22 protein-coding genes and 1 tRNA gene are annotated in these 21,272 nt (G+C 68.5%); 13 read left to right on the top strand and 10 right to left on the bottom strand.

The genetic code is table 11. The annotated features are described in order from the left end of the window. The first annotated feature begins 69 nt into the window (after window positions 1-69). Both QNI14_RS04560 and QNI14_RS04555 read left to right on the top strand, forming a co-directional pair. Entirely contained in the window at window positions 70-339 is a 270-nt protein-coding gene (locus QNI14_RS04560; protein ID WP_283715158.1) for a GlsB/YeaQ/YmgE family stress response membrane protein, read from the top strand. Between the two features lie 95 nt (window positions 340-434). Beyond that, window positions 435-1,265 (top strand): SDR family NAD(P)-dependent oxidoreductase, encoded by an 831-nt coding sequence (locus tag QNI14_RS04555; protein WP_283715156.1) that lies wholly within the window; start codon window positions 435-437, stop codon window positions 1,263-1,265. Between the two features lie 62 nt (window positions 1,266-1,327). Here the strand turns inward: QNI14_RS04555 and QNI14_RS04550 are convergent. Then, window positions 1,328-1,410, bottom strand: a tRNA-Leu gene (locus QNI14_RS04550). Window positions 1,411-1,459: 49 nt separating this feature from the next. Between QNI14_RS04550 and QNI14_RS04545 the strand changes: the two genes are divergently transcribed. Next, window positions 1,460-2,092, top strand: a complete 633-nt coding sequence (locus QNI14_RS04545) for an ANTAR domain-containing response regulator (RefSeq protein ID WP_184217623.1) — start codon at window positions 1,460-1,462, stop codon at window positions 2,090-2,092. An 8-nt stretch (window positions 2,093-2,100) separates the two neighbouring features. Next, window positions 2,101-2,613 carry a GNAT family N-acetyltransferase gene (locus QNI14_RS04540; protein ID WP_283715154.1) on the top strand — a complete coding sequence of 171 codons (513 nt, stop codon included), beginning with the start codon at window positions 2,101-2,103 and terminating at the stop codon, window positions 2,611-2,613. A gap of 7 nt (window positions 2,614-2,620) precedes the next feature. Here QNI14_RS04540 and QNI14_RS04535 read toward each other — a convergent pair whose 3' ends face one another. Next, the gene (locus QNI14_RS04535) at window positions 2,621-3,052 is read right to left on the bottom strand and encodes a hotdog fold thioesterase (protein ID WP_283715152.1); all 432 of its coding nucleotides are present in this window, start codon (window positions 3,050-3,052) and stop codon (window positions 2,621-2,623) included. A gap of 72 nt (window positions 3,053-3,124) precedes the next feature. Between QNI14_RS04535 and polA the strand changes: the two genes are divergently transcribed. The 6 genes from polA to QNI14_RS04505 all read left to right on the top strand — a co-directional run bounded on the left by polA (window position 3,125) and on the right by QNI14_RS04505 (window position 11,103). Then, a complete protein-coding gene (gene polA / locus QNI14_RS04530; RefSeq protein ID WP_283715151.1) occupies window positions 3,125-5,752 on the top strand; it encodes a DNA polymerase I in 2,628 nt (875 codons plus the stop codon). A 24-nt stretch (window positions 5,753-5,776) separates the two neighbouring features. Then, window positions 5,777-7,453: a DUF885 domain-containing protein gene (locus QNI14_RS04525; RefSeq protein WP_283715150.1), complete on the top strand. Its 1,677-nt coding sequence runs from the start codon at window positions 5,777-5,779 to the stop codon at window positions 7,451-7,453. 86 nt (window positions 7,454-7,539) lie between these two features. Beyond that, complete coding sequence (locus QNI14_RS04520; RefSeq protein ID WP_283715149.1) at window positions 7,540-8,568, top strand: LLM class flavin-dependent oxidoreductase; 1,029 nt, start codon at window positions 7,540-7,542, stop codon at window positions 8,566-8,568. Window positions 8,569-8,611: 43 nt separating this feature from the next. Beyond that, window positions 8,612-9,964, top strand: a complete 1,353-nt coding sequence (locus tag QNI14_RS04515) for an MFS transporter (protein WP_283715147.1) — start codon at window positions 8,612-8,614, stop codon at window positions 9,962-9,964. Between the two features lie 19 nt (window positions 9,965-9,983). Further along, on the top strand, window positions 9,984-10,745 hold the full coding sequence (locus QNI14_RS04510; RefSeq protein ID WP_283715146.1) for an SGNH/GDSL hydrolase family protein: 762 nt from the start codon (window positions 9,984-9,986) through the stop codon (window positions 10,743-10,745). Between the two features lie 100 nt (window positions 10,746-10,845). Then, window positions 10,846-11,103 carry a DUF6458 family protein gene (locus QNI14_RS04505; RefSeq protein ID WP_283715144.1) on the top strand — a complete coding sequence of 86 codons (258 nt, stop codon included), beginning with the start codon at window positions 10,846-10,848 and terminating at the stop codon, window positions 11,101-11,103. 47 nt (window positions 11,104-11,150) lie between these two features. Here the strand turns inward: QNI14_RS04505 and QNI14_RS04500 are convergent, their stop codons facing one another. The 4 genes from QNI14_RS04500 to QNI14_RS04485 form a co-directional block, all read right to left on the bottom strand. Further along, entirely contained in the window at window positions 11,151-12,485 is a 1,335-nt protein-coding gene (locus tag QNI14_RS04500; protein WP_283715143.1) for an MFS transporter, read from the bottom strand. 112 nt (window positions 12,486-12,597) lie between these two features. After that, window positions 12,598-13,263, bottom strand: a complete 666-nt coding sequence (locus tag QNI14_RS04495) for a hypothetical protein (RefSeq protein ID WP_283715141.1) — start codon at window positions 13,261-13,263, stop codon at window positions 12,598-12,600. 24 nt (window positions 13,264-13,287) lie between these two features. Beyond that, entirely contained in the window at window positions 13,288-13,521 is a 234-nt protein-coding gene (locus tag QNI14_RS04490; RefSeq protein ID WP_283715140.1) for a helix-turn-helix domain-containing protein, read from the bottom strand. Beyond that, window positions 13,521-13,985 carry a DUF2975 domain-containing protein gene (locus QNI14_RS04485; RefSeq protein WP_283715138.1) on the bottom strand — a complete coding sequence of 155 codons (465 nt, stop codon included), beginning with the start codon at window positions 13,983-13,985 and terminating at the stop codon, window positions 13,521-13,523. The genes QNI14_RS04490 and QNI14_RS04485 overlap by 1 nt, the downstream gene beginning before the upstream one ends. A 92-nt stretch (window positions 13,986-14,077) precedes the next feature. On the opposite strand from QNI14_RS04485, the gene QNI14_RS04480 reads away from it, so the two are divergent. Beyond that, window positions 14,078-15,010, top strand: coding sequence for an AEC family transporter (locus QNI14_RS04480; protein ID WP_283715137.1), 933 nt, complete (start codon window positions 14,078-14,080; stop codon window positions 15,008-15,010). Window positions 15,011-15,037: 27 nt separating this feature from the next. Here QNI14_RS04480 and QNI14_RS04475 read toward each other — a convergent pair whose 3' ends face one another. Both QNI14_RS04475 and QNI14_RS04470 read right to left on the bottom strand, forming a co-directional pair. After that, window positions 15,038-16,999: a S9 family peptidase gene (locus QNI14_RS04475; RefSeq protein WP_283715136.1), complete on the bottom strand. Its 1,962-nt coding sequence runs from the start codon at window positions 16,997-16,999 to the stop codon at window positions 15,038-15,040. Window positions 17,000-17,001: 2 nt separating this feature from the next. Then, the gene (locus QNI14_RS04470) at window positions 17,002-17,763 is read right to left on the bottom strand and encodes an SDR family oxidoreductase (protein WP_283715134.1); all 762 of its coding nucleotides are present in this window, start codon (window positions 17,761-17,763) and stop codon (window positions 17,002-17,004) included. A 121-nt stretch (window positions 17,764-17,884) separates the two neighbouring features. Between QNI14_RS04470 and QNI14_RS04465 the strand changes: the two genes are divergently transcribed. Both QNI14_RS04465 and QNI14_RS04460 read left to right on the top strand, forming a co-directional pair. Then, window positions 17,885-18,655, top strand: a complete 771-nt coding sequence (locus tag QNI14_RS04465) for a glycerophosphodiester phosphodiesterase family protein (protein WP_283715133.1) — start codon at window positions 17,885-17,887, stop codon at window positions 18,653-18,655. A gap of 135 nt (window positions 18,656-18,790) precedes the next feature. Next, entirely contained in the window at window positions 18,791-19,153 is a 363-nt protein-coding gene (locus QNI14_RS04460) for an RNA polymerase-binding protein RbpA (RefSeq protein ID WP_283715131.1), read from the top strand. A gap of 3 nt (window positions 19,154-19,156) precedes the next feature. On the opposite strand, the gene lnt is transcribed toward QNI14_RS04460, so the two are convergent. Together lnt and QNI14_RS04450 are read right to left on the bottom strand one after the other, a co-directional pair. Further along, the gene (gene lnt / locus QNI14_RS04455; protein ID WP_283715130.1) at window positions 19,157-20,725 is read right to left on the bottom strand and encodes an apolipoprotein N-acyltransferase; all 1,569 of its coding nucleotides are present in this window, start codon (window positions 20,723-20,725) and stop codon (window positions 19,157-19,159) included. Then, the gene (locus tag QNI14_RS04450) at window positions 20,722-21,252 is read right to left on the bottom strand and encodes a gamma carbonic anhydrase family protein (protein ID WP_283715129.1); all 531 of its coding nucleotides are present in this window, start codon (window positions 21,250-21,252) and stop codon (window positions 20,722-20,724) included. Before QNI14_RS04450 ends, lnt begins: the two co-directional genes overlap by 4 nt. Window positions 21,253-21,272: the final 20 nt, after the last annotated feature.

Below are 21,272 nucleotides of genomic sequence, written 5' to 3'. Positions count from 1 at the left end.
GGGAAGATCCTCTGATCGAGGCTGACGAGCGGACTACCGTCGTGTGATCATCACGTACAGGAGGACCGCATGGGTTTCATCGCTTTCCTCATTCTGGGACTGATCGCAGGCGCCATCGCCAAGCTGATCCTCCCCGGCAAGCAGGGCGGCGGCTGGTTCGTCACACTGATCCTCGGTGTGGTCGGCGCGCTCCTCGGAGGCTGGCTCGGCGGTGTCCTGTTCAATGCGAAGCTCGAGGAGTTCTTCAGCATCCAGACCTGGTTGCTCGCGATCGGCGGCTCGCTCATCGTCCTGCTGATCTACGGGTTCATCACGGGGCGCAACAAGCGCACCACCTGAGTCCACACCTCGAACGACGGAACGGCGTCCCGACTGGGGCGCCGTTCCGCTGTGTGCGGGACCCGGTATCGTCGGCAGGAAGCGAGGAGAGCGCCATGAACGCACCCGATCCGATCCGGGACGCCCGGGTCCTCATCACCGGAGCAGCACGAGGGATGGGGGAGCTGTATGCCCGACGCGCAGTCGCAGCCGGCGCGAGAGCGGTCGCGCTGTGGGACATCACGGATGCCGCCGCCCTCGCCGCTGACCTGTCGCGCTCGGGGGTCGACGTGCGGGCGTACCGCGTCGACATCTCGGACCGTGAGGACATCGCCCGTGCCGCCACCGAGGTCCGGGTCGACTTGGGCGGTGTCGACGTCCTCATCAACAACGCAGGCATCGTCCGGGGCGCGCCGTTCTGGGAGCACGACCCTGAGCGGGACATCGAGGCGACGATGCGGGTGAACACGCTTGCCGCGATGTGGCTCACGCGGGAGTTCCTGCCCGAGATGATCGCGGATGCCACGCGACCGGCGCGCATCCTCAATATCGCGTCCGCCGCCGGGACGCTCGCCAATCCGAGGATGAGCGTCTACGCCGGCTCGAAGTGGGCGCTGATCGGCTGGAGCGAATCGGTGCGCCTCGAGCTGGAGGCGCACGGGCACCGGCACATCGCGGTCACGACCTTCTGCCCGAGCTATGTTTCGACCGGCATGTTCGCCGGTGCACGCGGTCCTCTGCTGACGCCCATCCTGACGCCACGCCAGGCGACGCAGGCGGCGTGGCGGGGGATGGTGCGCGGGACGCCGATGGTGATGCGCCCGTGGACGGTCAAGCTGGCGATGGCGCTGCGCGGCGTGCTGCCGACCAGGCCATGGGACGCCCTGGCGCGCCGCGTGTTCAAGGTGTACTCGTCGATGGACGCGTTCACCGGTCACGGAGGCTGACCACGTCGGAAGACTTCCGGCACGCCGAGCCGAGCGCTCGGCGTGCGGGAAGTCCCGAAACGTGCCGGTGGTGGGAGTCGAACCCACACGCCCTTTCGGGCAACCGAGTTTGAGTCGGTCGCGTCTGCCATTCCGCCACACCGGCGCACGCCTCAACGACGATACCGCAGGAAGGCGGTACCGCCTGCCCTAGGATGGACGACGTGACTGAGCAGGAACCCACCCCGGCACCCCAGGCCGCCCCCACCCCGCGTCGCGTCGTCGTCGCAGAGGACGAGTCGCTGATCCGACTCGACATCGTCGAGATCCTGCGCGACAGCGGCTTCGACGTCGTCGGTGAGGCGGGTGACGGCGAGACCGCCGTCCAGCTCGCCACCGAGCTTCGTCCCGACCTCGTGATCATGGACGTCAAGATGCCCGTCCTCGACGGCATCAGCGCTGCCGAGAAGCTCAGCAAGAACCACGTCGCCCCCGTCGTGCTGCTGACCGCCTTCAGCCAGAAGGAACTCGTCGAGCGCGCGAGTGAGGCCGGTGCGCTCGCGTACGTCGTGAAGCCCTTCACCCCGAACGACCTGCTGCCGGCGATCGAGATCGCGCTCGCCCGTTACGAGCAGATCATCACGCTCGAAGCCGAGGTCGCCGACATGGTCGAGCGCTTCGAAACCCGCAAGCTCGTCGACCGGGCCAAGGGCCTGCTCAACGAGAAGATGGGCCTGTCCGAGCCCGATGCCTTCCGGTGGATCCAGAAGGCCTCGATGGATCGCCGACTCACCATGCAAGACGTCGCCAAGGCGATCATCGAGCAGCTCGCGCCCAAGAAGGGCTGACACCGCGCGTGCTCGAAGAGCTCGATCTCCCGGTCGCCCTCGACACCAGACTCGGGCCGATGGAGTTGCGCGGAGCGATGGAGGCCGATCTCGACGCCATCATGGCATTGCTGGCCGACGATCCCGTCAGCGCAACTCGCGGGGATGTCGCGTCGGTGCATGTTCGCGGATTGTATGCTCGCGGGCTCCACCGCATTCTGAACGATGACGGCAACGATCTGCTCGTCGCGACGCTCGGCGACGCGGTCGTCGGAACGATGCAGCTGACGGTCGTCCCGGGTATGGCTCGCCGGGGGAGCACCCGCCTGATGGTCGAAGCGGTCCGCGTCGCGAACGATCAGCGCTCCGGCGGCATCGGAGGTGCCATGCTGCGCTGGGTAACCGATGTCGCGGCGCCGGCAGTCGGTGCGTCGCTCGTGCAGCTGACGTCGGATGCGGCGAGAACGGACGCGCATCGGTTCTATACGAGACTCGGCTTCGTCGACTCGCACGTGGGTTTCAAGTTCGCCGTTCGGCGCTGAGCCTCGGTCAGGATGCCGGAAGGTCGCGCACCAGGTTCGTGATGCGAACGGTCGAGCAGCGACGACCCTGCTCGTCGGTGACGACGATCTCGTGCACGGTCATGGTGCGGCCGAGGTGAATCGGGGTGCAGGTCCCCGTGACGTACCCCTCGGTCGCCGATCGGGTGTGTGTGGCGTTGATGTCGATGCCGACGGCAAGACGGCCGGGCCCTGCGTGGAAGTTCGCGTGCATCGAGCCGAGCGACTCGCCGAGCACGACGTAGGCGCCACCGTGAAGGAGTCCCACCGGCTGCGTGTTGCCGGCGACCGGCATCCGTGCGATCGCCCGTTCCGGTGTGAACTCGAGCCACTCGATGCCCATCTTCTCGGCGAGTGCGCCCATGCCGCGGCCGGTCGCCCAGGCGAGTGCGTCGTCGGGGGAGGGGACGTCCGTGGGCATGGCTCACCTTGCTTCGATGCGGGAGGGATTCGCTGCGCTGTCGGTGTCCGATGCGCGAACTAGGCTGGCTGGGTGACCGACTCCGGAAAGCCTACCCTTCTCGTCGTCGACGGCCACTCGCTGGCCTACCGGGCGTTCTTCGCCCTTCCGGTTGACAATTTCTCGACCAAAGACGGGCAGCATACCAACGGCATCTACGGGTTCCTGTCGATGTTCGTGAACCTGCTCAAAGCCGAGAAGCCGACCCACGTCGCCGTGGCGTTCGACACCTCCCGGCAGTCGTTCCGCACCCGCGTGTACGAGGAGTACAAAGCGAACCGCTCGGAGTCGCCGGCCGAGTTCAAGGGGCAGATCCCGCTGCTGCAGGAGTGCCTCGATGCCATGGGGGTCCCGGTCCTCACGAAGGAGGACTTCGAGGCCGACGACATCCTCGCCACCCTCGCCACCCAGGGTGCCGACCGCGGCTTCCAGGTGCTCGTCTGCTCCGGCGACCGCGACACCATCCAGCTCGTCACCGACGATGTGACACTGCTGTACCCGAGTGTGCAGGGCGTCTCGCAGCTCAAGCGGTACACCCCCGAGGCGGTCGTTGAGAAGTACGGCCTGCCGCCGCACAACTACCCCGACATCGCCGCCCTCGTCGGCGAGACGAGCGACAACCTGCCCGGTGTGCCGAAGGTCGGCGAAAAGACCGCCGTCAAGTGGCTGACGCAGTACGGCACCCTCGACGAGCTGCTCGAGCGTGCGGACGAGATCAAGGGCGTCGTGGGCGGCAACCTGCGTGAGCACCTCGATGACGTGCGCCGCAACCGTCAGCTGAACGCGCTGCTGCGCGATGTCGAGTTCGAGTACGAGCCGGAAGATCTGGCAGTGCGCCCGCTCGACACGCAGGCGGTCCGCGACATCTTCGCCCGACTCGAGTTCCGGACCCTCCTGCCGCGCGTGTTCGAGGCGGTCGGCGTCGAACCCGAGCCCGTCGAGCCCGACGTCGTCGCTCCGACTCCTGTCCAGGCAGCTCCCGCCGACCTCGCGGCGTGGGTGGCGCAGCGCAGCGAAGAGACCGCGCTGACCCTTACCGTCGTCGACGGTCGGCCGGGTCGTCTCGGCGTCGCGACGCTCACCGACGTCCGAGAGGCCGACTGGAGCGACGACCTCGCGGCGGCGCTCCGTGACTGGCTCGAGGGCGATGCGCCGAAGCTCGTGACCGACGCGAAGGTGCAGGTCAAGGCGCTGCGCCGCGCCGGCATCCGGCTCGGCGGCCTCGTCTTCGATCCGCTGCTCGCGGGGTGGCTGCTTCGCCCGAGCCTGCCGGACAAGTCGCTGGCCGACCTCGTCGACCGCTACCTCGACGAGAAGCTCCCCGTCGCCGACCCGACCCAGCTCGTCCCCGAGACCGAGGGTGCGACGCCGGGTCAGCTCGCATGGTTCTCGTTGCGCGTGGCTGAGGCGCAGCGCGGGGAGCTGCCCGAGTCGGTGGCATCCGTCCTCACAGACATCGAGCTCCCGACGCTCGACGCCCTCGCCGACATGGAACTCGCGGGCGTCGCCGTCTCGAAGGAGAAGCTCGGCGGGTTCTCGGCCGAGCTCGGTGCGCGTGCGGACGCGATCGCTCAGGAGGCGTATGCGATCATCGGCAAAGAGGTGAACCTCGGGTCGCCGAAGCAGCTGCAGGAAGTGCTCTTCGAGCAGCTCGAGCTGCCGAAGACCCGCAAGACGAAGACGGGGTACTCCACGGATGCCGCAGTCCTCGCCGATCTGCAGGAGTCGAACCCGCACCCGTTCCTCGGGCTCCTCCTGCAGCACCGTGAGGCGACGAAGCTCCGCCAGATCATCGAGTCGCTGACCGTCGGGATCGCCGGCGACGGCCGCATCCACACGACCTACGTGCAGACGGGGAGCCAGACCGGTCGGCTGTCGAGCACCGACCCGAACCTCCAGAACATCCCGATCCGCAACGAGGAGTCGCGGCGCATTCGTGCCGCGTTCGAGGTCGGCGCGGGGTACGAGACCCTGCTGACGGCGGACTATTCGCAGATCGAGATGCGCATCATGGCGCATCTGTCCGGCGATCCCGGGCTCATCGAGGCGTTCAACTCGGGGGAGGACCTCCACCGGTTCGTCGGCGCGCGGGTCTTCGGTGTGGAGCCGGCCGACGTGACGCCCGCGATGCGCACGAAGGTCAAGGCGATGTCGTACGGGCTCGTCTACGGCCTCAGCGCCTTCGGGCTCTCGAAGCAGCTGCGCATCGAGCAGTCCGAGGCAAAACAGCTCATGCTCGAGTACTTCGCGCGGTTCGGCGCCGTCCGCGACTACCTGCGTTCGTCGGTCGAGCAGGCGCGCATCGACGGTTACACCGAGACGATCTTCGGTCGTCGGCGTCCGTTCCCCGACCTCACGAGCCCGAACCGCGTGCTGCGCGAGAACGCGGAGCGTGCGGCGCTCAACGCACCGATCCAGGGCAGTGCGGCCGACATCATGAAGATCGCGCTGTTCGAGATCCACGGTGACCTCGCATCGCGCGGTCTGTCCTCGCGCGTGCTGCTGCAGATCCATGACGAACTCGTCGTCGAGGTGGCCACAGGCGAGTGGGACGAGGTCGCCGAGATCGTCCGTGTGCGCATGGGCGATGCGGCCGACCTCTCGGTGCCACTCGACGTGCAGATCGGTCGCGGCGGCGATTGGGACGAAGCGGCGCACTGACCTCGCCGTGGGTACGCTCGGAGCATGACCGACGCACAACGTACCCCCACGCCGATCGACACGATCGCTGACGCCTGGGTCGACACGCTCGCCGAACTCTCGCCGAGCCTCGCCACCTACATCGGCCGGTTCGAGCACAACGGACGCCTCGACGACCTCTCGCCCGAGGGCAGTGAGCGGGCGGTCAGCGCCGCGCGCTCGACGCTCGCGGCGCTGACCGCCGCCGACCCCGTCGACGAGGTGGATCGGGTCACGAAGATGGATCTGTCCGCCGAGCTCGGCCTGCAGATCGAACTGCACGAGGCGAAGTCCCACCTGCGCGACGTGAATGTCATCGCATCGCCTGCGCAGGACGTCCGCTCGGTGTTCGACCTCATGCCGACCGACACCGTCGACGACTGGACGGTCGTCTCCGCCCGCCTCGGTGCGATCCCCGCGGCGCTCGAGGGCTACATCGAAACGCTCCGCGTCGGCATCGCTGAGGGCGTGGTGCCGGCTCGCCGCCAGGTGACCGAGGTCGTCGGCCAGATCGCGCGCTACACCGGCGACACCGGCTTCTTCGCGAACTTCGTCGGCTCCGCCACCGCCGGCGACGCATCGCTGCCCGACGCACTCACCCGCGACCTCACCGCTGGATCGGATGCCGCGCGCGCCGCGTACGACCGTCTCGCGACCTTCCTCGCGGACGAGCTCGCCCCGGCGGCATCCGAGGTGGACGCCGTCGGACGCGCGCTCTACGGCCTGCACTCGCGCCGCTTCCTCGGCGCGACGATCGATCTGGACGAGACCTACGAGTGGGGTGTCGAGGAGCTCGCACGGATGGTCGCCGAGCAGGAGTCGATCGCCGATCAGATCAAGGCGGGCGCGACGGTCGAAGAGGCCGTTGCGTTCCTCGAGCAGGACCCCACCCGCAAGCTTCACGGTACCGATGCGCTGCAGCGCTGGATGCAGGAGACGAGCGACAAGGCGGTCGCCGAACTCGGGCAGACCCACTTCGACATCCCGGAGCCGATCCGGACGCTCGAGTGCATGATCGCGCCGACGAACGAGGGTGGGATCTACTACACCGGGCCGACAGACGACTTCAGCCGTCCGGGTCGCATGTGGTGGTCGGTGCCCGAGGGCGTCGACACGTTCGACACCTGGCGTGAACTGACGACGGTCTACCACGAGGGCGTGCCGGGCCATCACCTGCAGATCGCCCAGGCCGTCTACAACCGCACCGAGCTCAACTCGTGGCGTCGACTACTCGCAGGCTCGAGCGGCCACGCGGAGGGGTGGGCGCTCTACGCCGAGCGCCTGATGGAGCAGCTCGGCTACCTCGACGACCCCGCCGACAAGCTCGGCATGCTCGACGGGCAGCGCATGCGCGCGGCCCGCGTCGTGCTCGACATCGGTGTCCACCTCGGCAAGCCGCGCCTCGACGGCATCGGGACGTGGGATGCCGACTACGCGCTCGAGTTCATGCGTCGCAACGTGAACATGTCGGACGAGTTCATTCAGTTCGAGGTCAACCGCTACCTCGGTTGGCCGGGTCAGGCCCCGTCGTACAAGGTGGGTCAGCGCATCTGGGAGCAGATCCGCGACGATGCCCAGCAACGCGGTGGTGCCGACTTCGATGTGAAGTCGTTCCACATGCGCGCACTGCGGCTCGGTGGTGTCGGCCTCGACACGCTTCGCGCAGCGCTCGCGGACGGCTGATCACCGCCTGAGACGCATCGATGGGAGGTTCGGGAATGCCCGAGCCTCCCATCGGCTTGTATCCGGATGAATGAAAGGGGCGGACCATGACCGCACTGGAGCTGGGACTCGACACCTTCGGCGACATCACCATCGACGCATCCGGTGCACGGGTGAGCGATGCGCAGACGATCCGCAACGTGGTGGCACAGGGCGTGCTCGCCGACGAGGTCGGCGTCGACTTCATCGGCGTGGGGGAGCACCATCGCGCGGACTTCGCCGTGTCGAGCCCGGAGATGGTGCTCGCCGCGATCGCTGCCCGCACGGAGCGGATTCGCCTGGGTACCGCGGTCACCGTCCTCTCGAGTGACGATCCGGTACGGGTCTACGAGCGGTTCGCGACGCTCGACGCGATCTCGGATGGGCGTGCCGAAGTGATCCTGGGACGCGGGTCGTTCATCGAATCGTTCCCGCTCTTCGGGTACGACCTGAAGGACTACGAGGCGCTGTTCGAAGAGAAGCTCGAGTTGTTCTCGCTGCTCCGCGACGAGAAGCCGGTCACCTGGCAGGGCACGATGCGTCCGGCATTGAACGCCGCCGACGTCTTCCCGAAGACGGCGGACGGGTTCCGCGCGTGGGTCGGTGTCGGCGGATCGCCCGAGTCGGTCATCCGCACGGCGCGCTATGGCTACGGGCTCATGCTTGCCATCATCGGTGGTCCCGCTGCTCGCTTCCGCCCGTACGTCGACCTGTACCACCGTGCCGTCGGCGAGCTCGGCGCACCCGCGCTGCCCATCGGCATGCATTCGCCCGGGCACGTCGCCGACACCGACGAGCAGGCCTGGGAAGAGGCATACCCCGGCTTCGAGCTGCTCAACAACACGATCGGTCGCGAGCGTGGCTGGCCGCCGTACAGCCGAGCACGGTTCCAGCAGGAAGCAGGTCCCGAGGGGTCGATCTACATCGGATCGCCCGAAACCGTCGCGAAGAAGATCGTCGCGTCCGTGAAGGCGTTGGGGGTGGGCCGGTTCGACATGAAGTACGCGACCGGCACGCTGGCGCACGAGCGTCTGATGCACTCGATCGAGCTGTACGGCACGAAGGTCATCCCGCTCGTCCGGGACATGCTCGCGTGAACGCGACGCCGCGGCATCCGCTCGGTCTCGTAGCATTCCACGCATGAGCGAAACGTCGACGACGTCGATCGGGGCCCGCCTCGACCGCCTCCCGTTCACCCGCGCGCACGGTCGCGTCCTGAGCGGATCGGGCGTCGGGTGGGCCCTCGATGCGATGGACGTGGGCCTCATCTCCTTGGTGATCGCCGCGCTGGTCGCCGAGTGGGGGCTGACGCCGGATGCCTCGTCGTGGATCGCATCGGCCGGGTTCGCAGGCATGGCGATCGGCGCGACCCTCGGTGGGCTCCTCGCCGACCGGATCGGGCGACGGTCCGTCTTCGCACTGACGCTGCTCGTGTACGGCGTCGCGACCGGCGCGAGTGCGCTGGCCGGGGGAGTGGCGGCGCTCATCATCCTGCGGTTCATCGTGGGCCTCGGGCTCGGCGCGGAGCTCCCGGTGGCCAGCACCTACGTGAGCGAGTTCGCGCCCGCGCGCATCCGCGGCCGGGTCATCGTCATCCTCGAGGCGTTCTGGGCGCTCGGATGGACCGCGTCGGCGCTCATCGGCTATCTCGTGATCCCCAACATCGACGATGGGTGGCGTTGGGCGCTCGCGATCGGTGCGATCCCCGCCGTCTACGCCCTCGTGGTCCGGTGGGGGCTGCCGGAGTCTGCCCGCTGGCTCGCGCGGCGCGGTCGGAGCTCCGAAGCCGACGCGGTCGTGCGTGAGTTCGAGGCGTCGCCGACCTGGTTCCCGGTGAAGGCCGGTCCGCAGCCGGTCGCCGCATCGTCGTACGCGACTGCAGAAGCCCCGACCGCGCGCGAACGGCTCGCGGGGCTCTGGTCGGCGCCCCTCCGGATGCGGACGATCGCGCTCTGGGTCGTCTGGTTCTGCGTGAACTTCGCCTACTACGGCGCCTTCATCTGGATTCCGACGCTGCTGTTCTCGCAGGGGTTCGGGCTTGTGAAGAGCTTCGAGTTCACGCTCATCATCACGCTCGCGCAGTTGCCCGGGTACGCCGTGGCGGGGTGGCTGATCGAGGTGTGGGGGCGTCGTGCGACGCTGTCGGTCTTCCTCGTCGGATCCGCGGTCGCTGCCCTGCTGTTCGGACAGTCGTCTGCGGAGTGGGCGATCCTCGCATCCGGCATGGCGCTGTCGTTCTTCAACCTCGGCGCCTGGGGTGCGCTGTACGCCGTCACCCCCGAGGTCTACCCGACGTCCCTGCGCGCGACCGGTGCCGGCTGGGCGGCGGGCGTCGGCCGGCTCGCCTCGATCCTCGCGCCGCCGAGCGTGCCCCTGCTCATGGGGCAGGGCGGACTCGGACTCGTCTTCGTGGTGTTCGGTGCGTTCTTCGTGATCGCGGCCGCAGCCACGTGGGGACTCGTCGAGCGTCGTGGCCGCGCCCTCGCGGAGTGACCCTCGTATGCTGGAGCGCGTGGCAGCGGTGCGGTACGTCGCGATCGGCGACTCGTTCACAGAGGGCGTCGGCGACGAGATCGACGGGACCGTGCGCGGGTGGGCGGACCTCGTTGCGCAGGGTTGGGCGGACTCCCGCGGTGAGGCGATCGAGTATGCGAACCTCGCGATCCGCGGCAAGCTGATCCGCCCGATCATCGACGAGCAGCTCGAGCGTGCGCTCGCGCTCCGCCCCACCCACCTGTCGTTCAACGGCGGCGGGAACGACATGCTGCGCCCGCGCACGCCGGTGTCGAAGATCGCGCACGCGTTCTCGCGTGTGCTCCGGCGTTGCGCTGACGAAGGGGTTACCGCGATCGTGCTCTCCGGTGCGAATCCGTCTGCACAGTTGCCGATGGGGCGCCTGATCCAGCGTCGCGGCGACGCGCTCAGCGACGCCGTGATGGCGCAGCTGATCGATCGTCCGAGCATCGTGACGGCTTTCAACTGGCCGGATGCCGAGCTGTCGGATGCCTCGTACTGGTCTGCCGACCGACTGCACATGAACACACGTGGCCACCACCGAGTCGCCGCGCGGGTGATCGATGCGCTGGGGGAGACGCCCCCACAGGACTGGTGGTCGCTGAGCGAGCCTGACGAGACGGTCCGACTCGACGAGCGCAGCTACTTCCGCGCGCACCTCGGCCCCTGGCTCAAGCGGCGTTTGACCGGGACGTCGTCCGGCGATGGTCGAGAGCCGAAGTTCGCCGACTGGCTGACTGTGCCGCCCCGACAGGCATAGCGCCGGCACGACTGTCAAGAGCCTGGGGGAGCGGCATCCGCCTGCCCGATCATGGAGGCACAGAGCTCAGTGAGTCAGGGCTCGGAAAGGGAGTGTGCTCATGAGCATCGGAACCGGAATCGTCCTCTTCGTGATCGGCGCCATCCTCGTCTTCGCCGTGAACGTCGACGTCGAGGTCGTCGATCTCGACATGATCGGATACATCCTGATGGGAGCGGGATTCCTCGTCTTCATCATCGGGATCGCGATGATGGCCAAGCGTCGGTCGACGCAGTCGACCGTGCGCACCGTCGACCCGGTGGCGGGGGAGCGGGTCACCCGCTCCGAGACCCGCACCTCGGGCGACGGCACCGTCTGACCACGATCCGTGTGGCCCGGTCCTGAGGGGATCGGGCCACACGTGTGTCAGCGTCGCGGTCGTCGCGGTTCGTCGAGGCCCATCCGGATGCGCGTCCGGCGGCGCTCGACCGAGATGCCGATCGCGCCGATGATCCACAGCGGAACCTGTGTCAGGAACGCGATGCGGAATGCGTCCAGGCGATAGGTCTCCGGCGTTCCCGCGCCCTGCACGTCGAGCGCCACGCCGATTGCGAAGATCGCGAGGAGCGCGGCGAAGAAGCCGCCGGCGTTGGTGAGTCCGGTGGCTGTGCTGAGTCGATGTGCCGGATTGTGGGTGCGCGCGTGGTCGAATGCGATCATCGAGGCCGGTCCGCCGAGCGCCAGCGAGATCACGAGTGCGACGAGGAGCCACAACGGAGCGGGCCCCGGCCACACGATGACGACGGTCCAGGCGAGCAATTGCACCGCCACGGACGGCAAGACGAGTGCCCGCGAACGCTGGTTGGGGATGCGCCGCGAGAGGTCGCCGATCACCGGACCGATCAGCATTCCGGTGAAGACGAAGACGGTCAGCAGCCCCGTCGCCTCGGGGAGCGATCTGCCTTCACCGGCGGTGAGGTACGGCACACCCCAGAGGAGCATGAAGGCCGTGCCTGCGAAGGGCGTCGTGAAGTGCGACCAGAATGCGAGGCGCGTACCGGGGTGCGCCCATGCGGCGCGGATGCCGACGCCCGTGTCGATGCTCGACGTGACGACGCGGATCGCACCGGTGTCGGTGTTGACGCTGACGTCCCGGTCGACCTCCGGTGGATGGTTGCGGATCACGGCGAAGACGAGGATCGCGAACAGCACTCCGAGGCCCGCGATGCTGCCGAAGGTGATCGACCAACTGGTGGCGTGCAGCACGGCGGCGATCGGAACGACGGCGATCAGCTGTCCCGCTTGTCCGAGGATGCCGGTCAGTTGCACCATCACGGGAGCCCGCTGTGCCGGGAACCACGTCGCCACGAGGCGCAGGACGGCCGGGAAGACCGCGGCATCGCCGGCACCCAGCAGCACGCGGGCGACGAGCGCGACGCCGACGCTGGGGGAGAGGGCCATCGTGAGCTGGCCCAACGCCATCAGGATCATGCCCGCAGTGATGATGGGGCGTGAGCCGTAGCGGTCGAGCAGGACACCGACAGGGATCTGCATGCCGCCGTACACCGCGAGTTGGACGACGGCGAAGAGCGACAGGGTCGCGGCATCTGCTTGGAAGCGTTCGGCAGCGTCGACACCGACCGCCGACAGGGACGTCCGGTTCGTGATGGCGAGAACGTACGCGGCGACGCCGGTGCACCAGATGATCCACGCGCGGATGCCGGGGCCGTCGGCGTGCGCCCGGAGTAAGGACCCGCTCATCCGATGGAACGGAGGTCGGGGAGCGCTGACACGCCTCAACGCTACTCCTGCTCCGAGCGCGCCTTCACGTAAGTTGACATAATGTGCATTATCGGATGCAGCGTGAAGCGCGTCAGGGACGAATCGTGAACGTCGCGGTGACGGATGCCGCGCGCTGATCCACCGCGATCTCTGCGGACACCGTGGCGCCGAGGTGCGTGCGGTCGTCGAGCGTCGCCGCATAGGGATCGCCGTGGGAGTCTTGTGCGCGGTCGGTCAACGTGTCGCGCATCGTCGCCAGATCGGCATCCGTGTAGCCCCAGTCCGTCGCGACCGTCGCGACCTCCGCGTAGGCGCCGGTCCACGCTCCGTCGTTGTCCGTGCGAAGGTGTACGGCGCTGACGGCATCGTCCGTGGTCTCGATCACGATCTCGCGCACCAGGCCGAGATCGAGCACGCCGTCCTCGGCGAGGACGAGCGTGTCGACCGGCACGATGGGCGTGATCGTGCGGGTGCCGTCGGCGTCCAGCCCGAGCATCGTCGCCGTCTCGGCGCCGTCACGCAGCTCGATGCGGACGAAGCCTTCCCGGGACAGGTAGTCGACGCCCGTGCCGGTGAACATCGACATGCCCTTCGGCGTCCGTTGGTCGGCCGCAGCCGTCGGTTCGGGGTCCGTCCACCAGGAATCCTGCATCGTGACCGCGCCGACGACGAAGCCGGCGCAGATGAGCGCCACGACCGAGATCGGGATCCACGAGAGGATGCGTCGGCGGGTGTGCCGCCGTCTCGTTGCGTCCATTCCTCCATCCTCGCATCGTGGGTCTCAGGCTGTCGGTATCGATGCCGAGCTCTCGGCGGGCTCCCATCGGAGCAGATCCGACGGTTGGCACTCCAGCGCCACGCACAGCGCATCGAGTGTCGAGAACCGCACCGCGCGAGCGCGACCGTTCTTCAGGACCGCGAGGTTCGCCGGCGTGATGCCGATCGCGTCGGCGAGCGCCCCGACCGACATCTTCCGTCGCGCCAGCATCACGTCGATGTCGACGACGATGGGCATCAGACCACCTCCGCGAGCTCGGCGCGCATGTCGGCCGCCTGGCGCAGTAGCATCCGCATCACCACGACGACGAGTGCGACGCCACCGGTGACCAGTGCGGCCCCGTACACCAGTCCCACGAGTCCCGGCGCCGCCGCTCCCCCGACCATGAGCGTCGCCAACGCAGCGGTGAGCACACCGGCGACGCCGATGGCACCGATCACGATGTCGACGGAGCGGAACGCGACGGTCGTGAACACGGCGCCGGATGCCGCGAGCCCCGCCAGTCGCCAGATGCACACAGCGACCACCTGGAGACAGATGACCCACGCTTCGAAGATTGCGATGACCGTGATTCGCAGCCCGAGCGGGACGGCCTCGAGGTCGAACCAGATCGCTGTCATCAGCACGGTCTGCACGAGCACGGAGCCGACGAGGCTCAGCGCGATGACGAACCGGAGGGCAGTGATCGCGGGTCGAGGCATGGTGGCGTCCTTCTTCGATCGGAATCTATCGAAAAACGATACCCACTCCCCCGGCGTCAGAGCAAGCGTGCGAACGGTCGTAGTCTCGAAGCGTGCTGGACGTGCTGACGGGCTTCGTGGTGATCGGTGTCGCCATCCTCGTCGGGTGGATCATCGGCCGCATCGATCTGCTGGGCCCGAACGCCGGCCCGATCCTCGGACGGCTCACCTTCTTCGTCTTGAGCCCGTTCCTCCTGTTCGTCGTCCTGTCCGAGGCGGACGTCGCGATGCTCTTCTCAGGCCTGCTTCCGGTGTCGGCGTTGACGGCAGTCGTGATCTTCATCGTCTACGCGCTCCCGGCCCGACTGTTGTGGAAGCGGCGCACAGGTGACATCGTGATCGGCGCGCTCGCGTCCGGACAGGTGAACTCGAACAACATCGGTATTCCCCTGTCGCTCTACGTGCTCGGCAGCGCGGCCTTCCCGGCTCCCGTCATCCTCTTCCAGCTGCTCATCCTCACGCCGATCGTCATGGCGATCCTGGACGCCGCGACGACGACCGGCTCGCGCCGCCCGTGGCCCATCCTGAAGCGGACGATCACCAATCCGATCGTCCTCGGGTCGGCGCTCGGGACGGCGGTCGCCGCGCTCGGCATCGACCTGCCGCCGATCGTGGTCGATCCGCTGCACCTGTTGGCGAACGCCGCAGTTCCGGTGCTCCTGATCAGTTACGGCATCTCGTTGAACGGGCAGCGCGTGCTCGGGCCGTCCGGACGGCGCCGTGACATCATCCTGGCCAGCGGGCTGAAACTGTTCGCTATGCCGCTGGTGGCGTGGGCGCTGGCGGCCTTCGTCTTCCGACTCTCGGCTACCGAGATCCTGGTCGTGACCGTGCTCGCGGCGCTCCCGACAGCGCAGAACGTCTTCAACTACGCGCAGCGCTACCAGACCGGCGAGACGATCGCCCGCGACACCGTGTTCATCACGACGGTCGGGTGCGTGCCCGTCCTCTTCCTGGTCGTGCTCCTGCTCTCCCCTGTCAGCTGACGGGTGCCGGGACCGATCGCTGCGCGGTCAGTCGACCGGCAGGTGGCGCGTCCACCACTCGAGCACCGCGTCGAACCGCTCCACCCGGTGGCGGGGCTGCCCGGACCGAGTCAGCTCGTGATCCTCGCCCGGGAAGACGAGCATCTCCGCAGCGGTGCCCTGCCGCTTGAGCGCACTGTAGTAGCGGGTCGCCTGCTCGAGCGGGCAGCGGAAGTCGAGTTCGGAGTGCACGACGAGCGTCGGTGTCGTGACCTGCCCCACAACCGCCATCGGGCTCTGTGCAGCGATCTGCGCAGGATCTTCGCCGACGTACTCGTGGCCGAAGAACGAGCCGATGTCGCTCGTCCCGGCGAATGAGATCGGGTCGAGGAAGCCTCGCTCGACGATCGCGGCCGCGAACCGGTGCTCATGCGCGATGATCCACGCCGTCAGGTAGCCGCCGTAGGACCCGCCCATGATGCCGACTCGCGCTGCGTCGAGTCGTTCGTCGGAGGCGATCGCACCGTCCAGGAAGTCGAGCACATCATGGAGATCGAGTGTCCCCATCCGATGACGGATGCTGCGCCCGTGCACCCGTCCGTAGCCGGCGGCGCCACGCGGGTTGCAGTACGCCACGGCGTATCCCGCGGCGACGAGGGTCTGCACTTCGTCGAACAGGTGTATGCCGTACTGCGCATACGGTCCGCCGTGGATCATGAGGATGACCGGGTGCGGCCCCTCCCCCGCGGGCGCTGCAAGCCAGCCGTGCACCGGATAGCCATCGCGGCCGCTGATCTCGAGTTCGACGGGTGCGGCGACGATCGGAGCCGGGTCTGCGAAGGCCGTGAGGGCGCCGGTCCCGATCAGCTCGAGCTCCCCGAGTGAGTCGGGTCGAGCGACGGATGCCACGATGTGCCGACCACCGGCTGCGTGTCCGTTCACCTCGACGTCGCCGCTCAGGAGCACGGTGCGACGGCCGGCGCGGTCGACGCGCTCGAGGTGCACCCGCCCGCGGGTGCGACGGTGGACGAGGAACTCGTCGCCGACCGCCGTCACGTGCGACCCGACCTCGCCGAGGTCGACGGACTCGGGATCAGTGAGCGACTGCGGGCCGTCTGCTCCGATGACCCAGAGTCCGACACCGGGGGCGATGAAGTCGACGCCGTCGTCTCCGACGCTCGATGCGAGCACGGCCACTGTCCCGTCCGCGGCGACCGTCACGTCGGTGAGCGAGAGATTCGCGCTCGGCGAGAGAACGTCACGGACGGCACCCGTCTCGATCGAGATTGCGACGAGGCTCGAGCGCAGGTCTCGGCGATCCAACTCGATCTCCTCGGGTGCGGTGAGCACCTCGAGTCCGTCGCGAGTGAAGACGACACCACTGTGCGATGCCGATCCGGTCGTCAGCTGGCGGGCTTCGGCCGCGACGATGCGACGCTCGCCGGGCACGCCGACCGCCGGAGCGGGCGCGTAGCTCGGTTCCGCGCCGGTGGCCGGCGCGTCGATCACGAACACGTGCGCAGGACGGTCGGCGAGATAGCCCAGTCCGTTCGCGTGCCACCGGACACCGGTGACACGGCGCGGCGCTTCGGCCGCGGCATCCAGTCCATCGACGCTCCCATAGCGTCCCTCTTCGACCACTCGTGAAAGGTAAGCGAACCGGGTGCTGTCGGGCGACCATGCGAAGGCCGACACGCCACCGGGAGCGGCGGTCGCCTGCACGGGCTCGCCACCGCCCGCCGGGATCACGAAGATCTGCGGCTTGCCGCCCGCGTCGGCGCGCACGAACGCGATGGTCGTGCCGTCGGGCGAGATGCGTGGCGATGCGTCGGCGACGCCCTGCGTGAGCCTGCGCGGCGTGCCCGCCGGCAGGTCGACGCGCCACAGCTGCCCGACGTTCCGGTTCGCGGCAACGTCGGGCCGCGACGTCGCGAACACGGCGAACTCGCCGTCGGGGTGGATCGTCGGGCGGCCGACGGAGACGAGGGTCTGGATGTCGGTGGGCCGCATGTTCAGGCGCCGAACGAGCTCACGTCGCCGATGAGCTTGGTGTTGTCGGCGGGTACCGGTTCGATCGTCGCGAGCGCGACCTCCGCGGCGAACTCCGACACGTTGTAGAGCTTTCCGGCGCTCTCGCGGCGGGCCTCGATCGCGCCGGGGTTGGCGCGTTCGAGCAGCGTGGCAGTGATGGTGCCCTCGATCATGTCGCCCGACACCACGACGAACTCGACGCCCGCGTCCGTGAGCGCGGGAATCCGTGCGCGGAGTGCGTCTTCACCGGCGCGCTTCGAGCGGGCGACGGGCTCGTACTCGGGCATCGTGGGCGTGGTCTCGATGAAGTGCGCCTGGTGGCTCGTGACGAACACGACACGGCTGCCGGCCGCCATCAGCGGAAGCGCAGCCTCGAGGACGCCCACCTGGGCGTCGCGGTTGAGCGTGAGCGCGTAGTCGGCAGCCATGCCGCCTTCCATGCCTCCCGAGGCGTTCAGGACGAGAACGTCGAGGCTGCCGAAGGTCTCGCCGACCGACTGGAACATCGCCTGCACGGATGCCGCATCGGTGAGGTCGGCGCCGACGGTGAGCACCTGCACGCCGAGCTCGCGCAGCTCGGTCGCGAGCTTCTCGGCACGGGGCGCCTTGTTCCGGAAGTTGATGACGACGTTCGCGCCGGCCTGGGCGAGGTAGCGCGCGGTGTCGGCCCCGATGCCGCGCGACGAGCCGGTCACGAGGGCGGTCTTCCCCGTGAGGGAACCGGAGGGAAGGGGCTGCGACATGACGATCTCCTGCGAGGTGTGGGGGTGGTGCGAGCTGTGGCTCGAGCATCTCCGACCCTATCAACCGGGTGTTCACCCCCATCGGTGGCGCACGGGCGGAGCTGGCGGTCAGGATGAAGGTGTGACCCATCCCTGGTTCTCCGGTTCCCCGCTCCCCCGCGTCCTCGCGCACCGCGGATTCGTCCCGCCGGACTCCGAGGGCGTCGTCGAGAACTCGGTCGCCGCGTTGGCTGCGGGGCGCGCGGCTGGGACGCCGTACCTGGAGTCCGACTGCCACCTCACCGCGGACGGTGAGGTGGTGCTCTTCCACGATGCCGATCTGCGTCGGGTGACCGGAGACCCCCGACCGGTGGCTGACGTGACGGCGCGCGAGCTCGAGCAGATCATGGCCACCCGGGGCGGCCTCGCCACCCTGCGCGATGCGCTCGACGCGTTCCCGGACGCGCGGTTCAACCTCGATGTGAAGGCGGATGCCGCGGCGGTCCCAGCCGGCCATGTCATCGCGCGCCATGCTGACCGGGTGCTGCTCACGAGCTTCGACGATGCACGTCGCCGCGCCGCGCTGGCCGCGGCACGCGAGCGGGGCGGCGCGCCCGCCACATCCGCAGGGTCGAAGACCCTCGCTCGGATCCTCCTGGGACTCCGGACCGGCCTCACCGGGCTTGCGCGGAGCGGGCTGCACGAGGTCGATGCCCTGCAGGTGCCGGAGCGCCACCGCGGCATCCGCATCATCACACCTCGGTTCATCGCAGGGGCACACGATGCCGGCGTCGAAGTGCACGTCTGGACCGTGAACGAGCCGGCCAAGATGCGGGCGCTCCTGGCACGCGGCGTCGACGGGATCGTTACGGATCGCGCCGATCTCGCGATGGCGGCCATCAACGGCCGTTGAAGCCCGCCGACACGCCCGGCGTATTTACCTCGGGCTGCTGGGCGTCCCCTGTGAATCAGGGGCATCGGGGCACCCGTTCGGATGAAGTCCACAGGTGAGTTCGTTATACCTGAGGACGACCGAGAGGACCACACAATGGCAGATCGCAGCCTGCGCGGCATGCGACTCGGCGCTTCGAGCCTACAGAGCGAAGAAGGCGTCGTGTTCGTGGAGCGCACCAACCACACGTACGTCTGCACGCAGTGCGAGCGTGAGACGGTGATGACCTTTGCGGCTGACGCAGAGGTCCCTGAGGCCTGGGAATGCCGCACTTGCGGTTCCGAGGCCCTTCGTCGGATCGGCGACACCGTCGCCGAGGTCGACCACTCGGGCGACAAGGCAGCCCGCACCCACTGGGACATGCTCATGGAACGCCGGACGATTCCCGAGCTCGAGGAACTGCTCGAAGAGCGCCTCGCACTGCTGCGGGCACGTCGTGGCGAGCGCCTGAGCGCCTGACACTCACACTTCAGCGGCGCCGTCCTCCGCGGGCGGCGCCGCTTTCGTGCGCCCGCGCAGCCGGAGGATGACCCCGAGCGCTGCGAGAACGGGGAGCGAGAGCCAGCCGAGGAGCCACTGTACGGCCGGTCCGAGGACGACCCCGGCGGTGAGCCCCGTCCGGAGTGGGACATCGACCACGAGCGCGCCGGCCTCATCGACGCCGAGCGCGTCCATGACCGATCCATCGGGCGCGATGACCTGACTCGTCCCGACGGTGGATACGTTCACGACGGCACGACCGGTCTCGATCGCCCGCATTCGGGCGAACCCGAGTTGCTGGAGGTTCTCGTCGGTGCCGCGGAAGTCCGCGTTGTTCGTCTGGAACATCAGCACCTGCGCACCGTCCTGCACGCTCTCCCGGATCACCTCGTCGTAGATGACGTCGAAGCAGATCGCGAGGCCGACGCCGACGCCGTCCACGTCCATGAACGGCGCGTTCGTCCCCGGCGTGTACTCGCGTTGGATGAGGCCGATGAGGTCCGGCACGATCGCCTCGAAGAACCACCGATCGGGTACGTACTCCCCCATCGGCACCGGGTTGCGCTTGTCGTGCAGTGCGGATGGTTCGAGGGCTCCCGGATTCCAGAGCATCGAGGTGTTGTAGATGTCCTCGCCGCGCTCGGTGGCGGCATTCACCAGCAACGGTGCGTCGACCCGGGTCGCGAGATCGCCCAGCGCTCGCGCGACGGAGGTGTTCGCGAGCGGGTCGGCGTCGATCCCGCCCTCGGGCCAGAGGAGCAGGTCGATGTCCGCGTCGAGCACCGGGGCGGTGGCGTCCAGCTGGGCTTGGAAGATCGCGTACGGCTCGCGTTCGTCGAAGTAGCCGGACGGGCCGTTGCCTTGGACAGCGCCGACCCGCATCGTCCCGGCATCGGCCGTGGGGAACTGCGGAATGACGGCGAGAATCAGGAGCATGGCCGCAGCGGGGATCCCGAGCGTCAGACGTCGCCACACACGCAGCCGGGTCGCCTCGATCGCCGCCGCCGCAACGAACACCATCGCGAACGTGAGGCCGCTGACGCCGACCCACGATGCGAGCTCCGCCAGCGGACCCTCGGACTGGCTCATCCCGACTCTTCCCCATGGGAAGCCCGTGTAGGGCCACGAACCGAGGAACTGCTCGCGTGCGGTCCACAGCGCCGCGATGAGCGCCGGCAGCGCCAGGACCCGCACCCACGGGCCCGGCGCGAGTCGTGGCATCCATCGATACGCGAGGACGAGCAGCGGCGCCGTGATCGCGTTCAGGAGCGTTTCAATGCCCGCGAGCGCGAACCAGGGGATCACGCCGAGGTAGCGGGTGATCCACTCGATGTGCAGAAGGTAGAACGACGCCGAGAACACTGCGCCGACGAGCATGCCCCCGCCCACCGAGCGGCCGATCAGTGTGAGGAGCGCGAGGGCGGCGGCCGGGAAGGCGAGCTGCCAGATACCGACGTCCGGGAAGGCGAGGTCGAACAGCGCGCCGGCGATGATCGCAATCGGGAGCGCCAGCCAGATTGGAAGGAGTGGCGCGGGGCCCGGCCGGCTCATTCGGCGGCGGCGTGCGCCTCGAGGTGCGCGAGGTAGACGGCGGCGTTGCGGAGGAGACCCGCCCGCTCTTCATCGGTGAGTGGGCGACGCACCTTCGCCGGAACGCCCGCGACGAGCGATCCGTCGGGGACGATCGTGCCACCGAGGACGACGGCGCCGCCTGCGATCAGGCACCCGGCCCCGATTTCGGCACCGGAGAGGATGACGCTGCCCATGCCGATGAGGGATCCGTCGCCGATGCGGCATCCGTGCACGACGGCGTTGTGTCCGACCGACACGTCGTCGCCGATCACCACGGCGTGCCCGGCATCGACGTGCACCGAGACGTTGTCCTGCAGGTTGCTGCGCGCACCTACCGTGATCGCCGCACTGTCACCGCGCAGCACCGCGTTGTACCAGACGCTCGACTGTTCCCCCAGGGTCACGTCGCCGACGATCCGAGCGCCGGCCGCGACGAAGGCCGTCGCCGGGACGACGGGCGTCGCTCCCGACACGGTGATGATGCTGGCAGCGGCTGCGACGGTCATGGCTCGAACCTACCGTCGGT

Source organism: Microbacterium dauci, from assembly GCF_030065535.1.
In the GTDB taxonomy this organism is placed as follows: Bacteria; Actinomycetota; Actinomycetes; order Actinomycetales; family Microbacteriaceae; genus Microbacterium; species Microbacterium dauci.
Note: the sequence above shows the minus strand (reverse complement) of the source record. Positions and strands in the feature narration are given on the sequence as shown.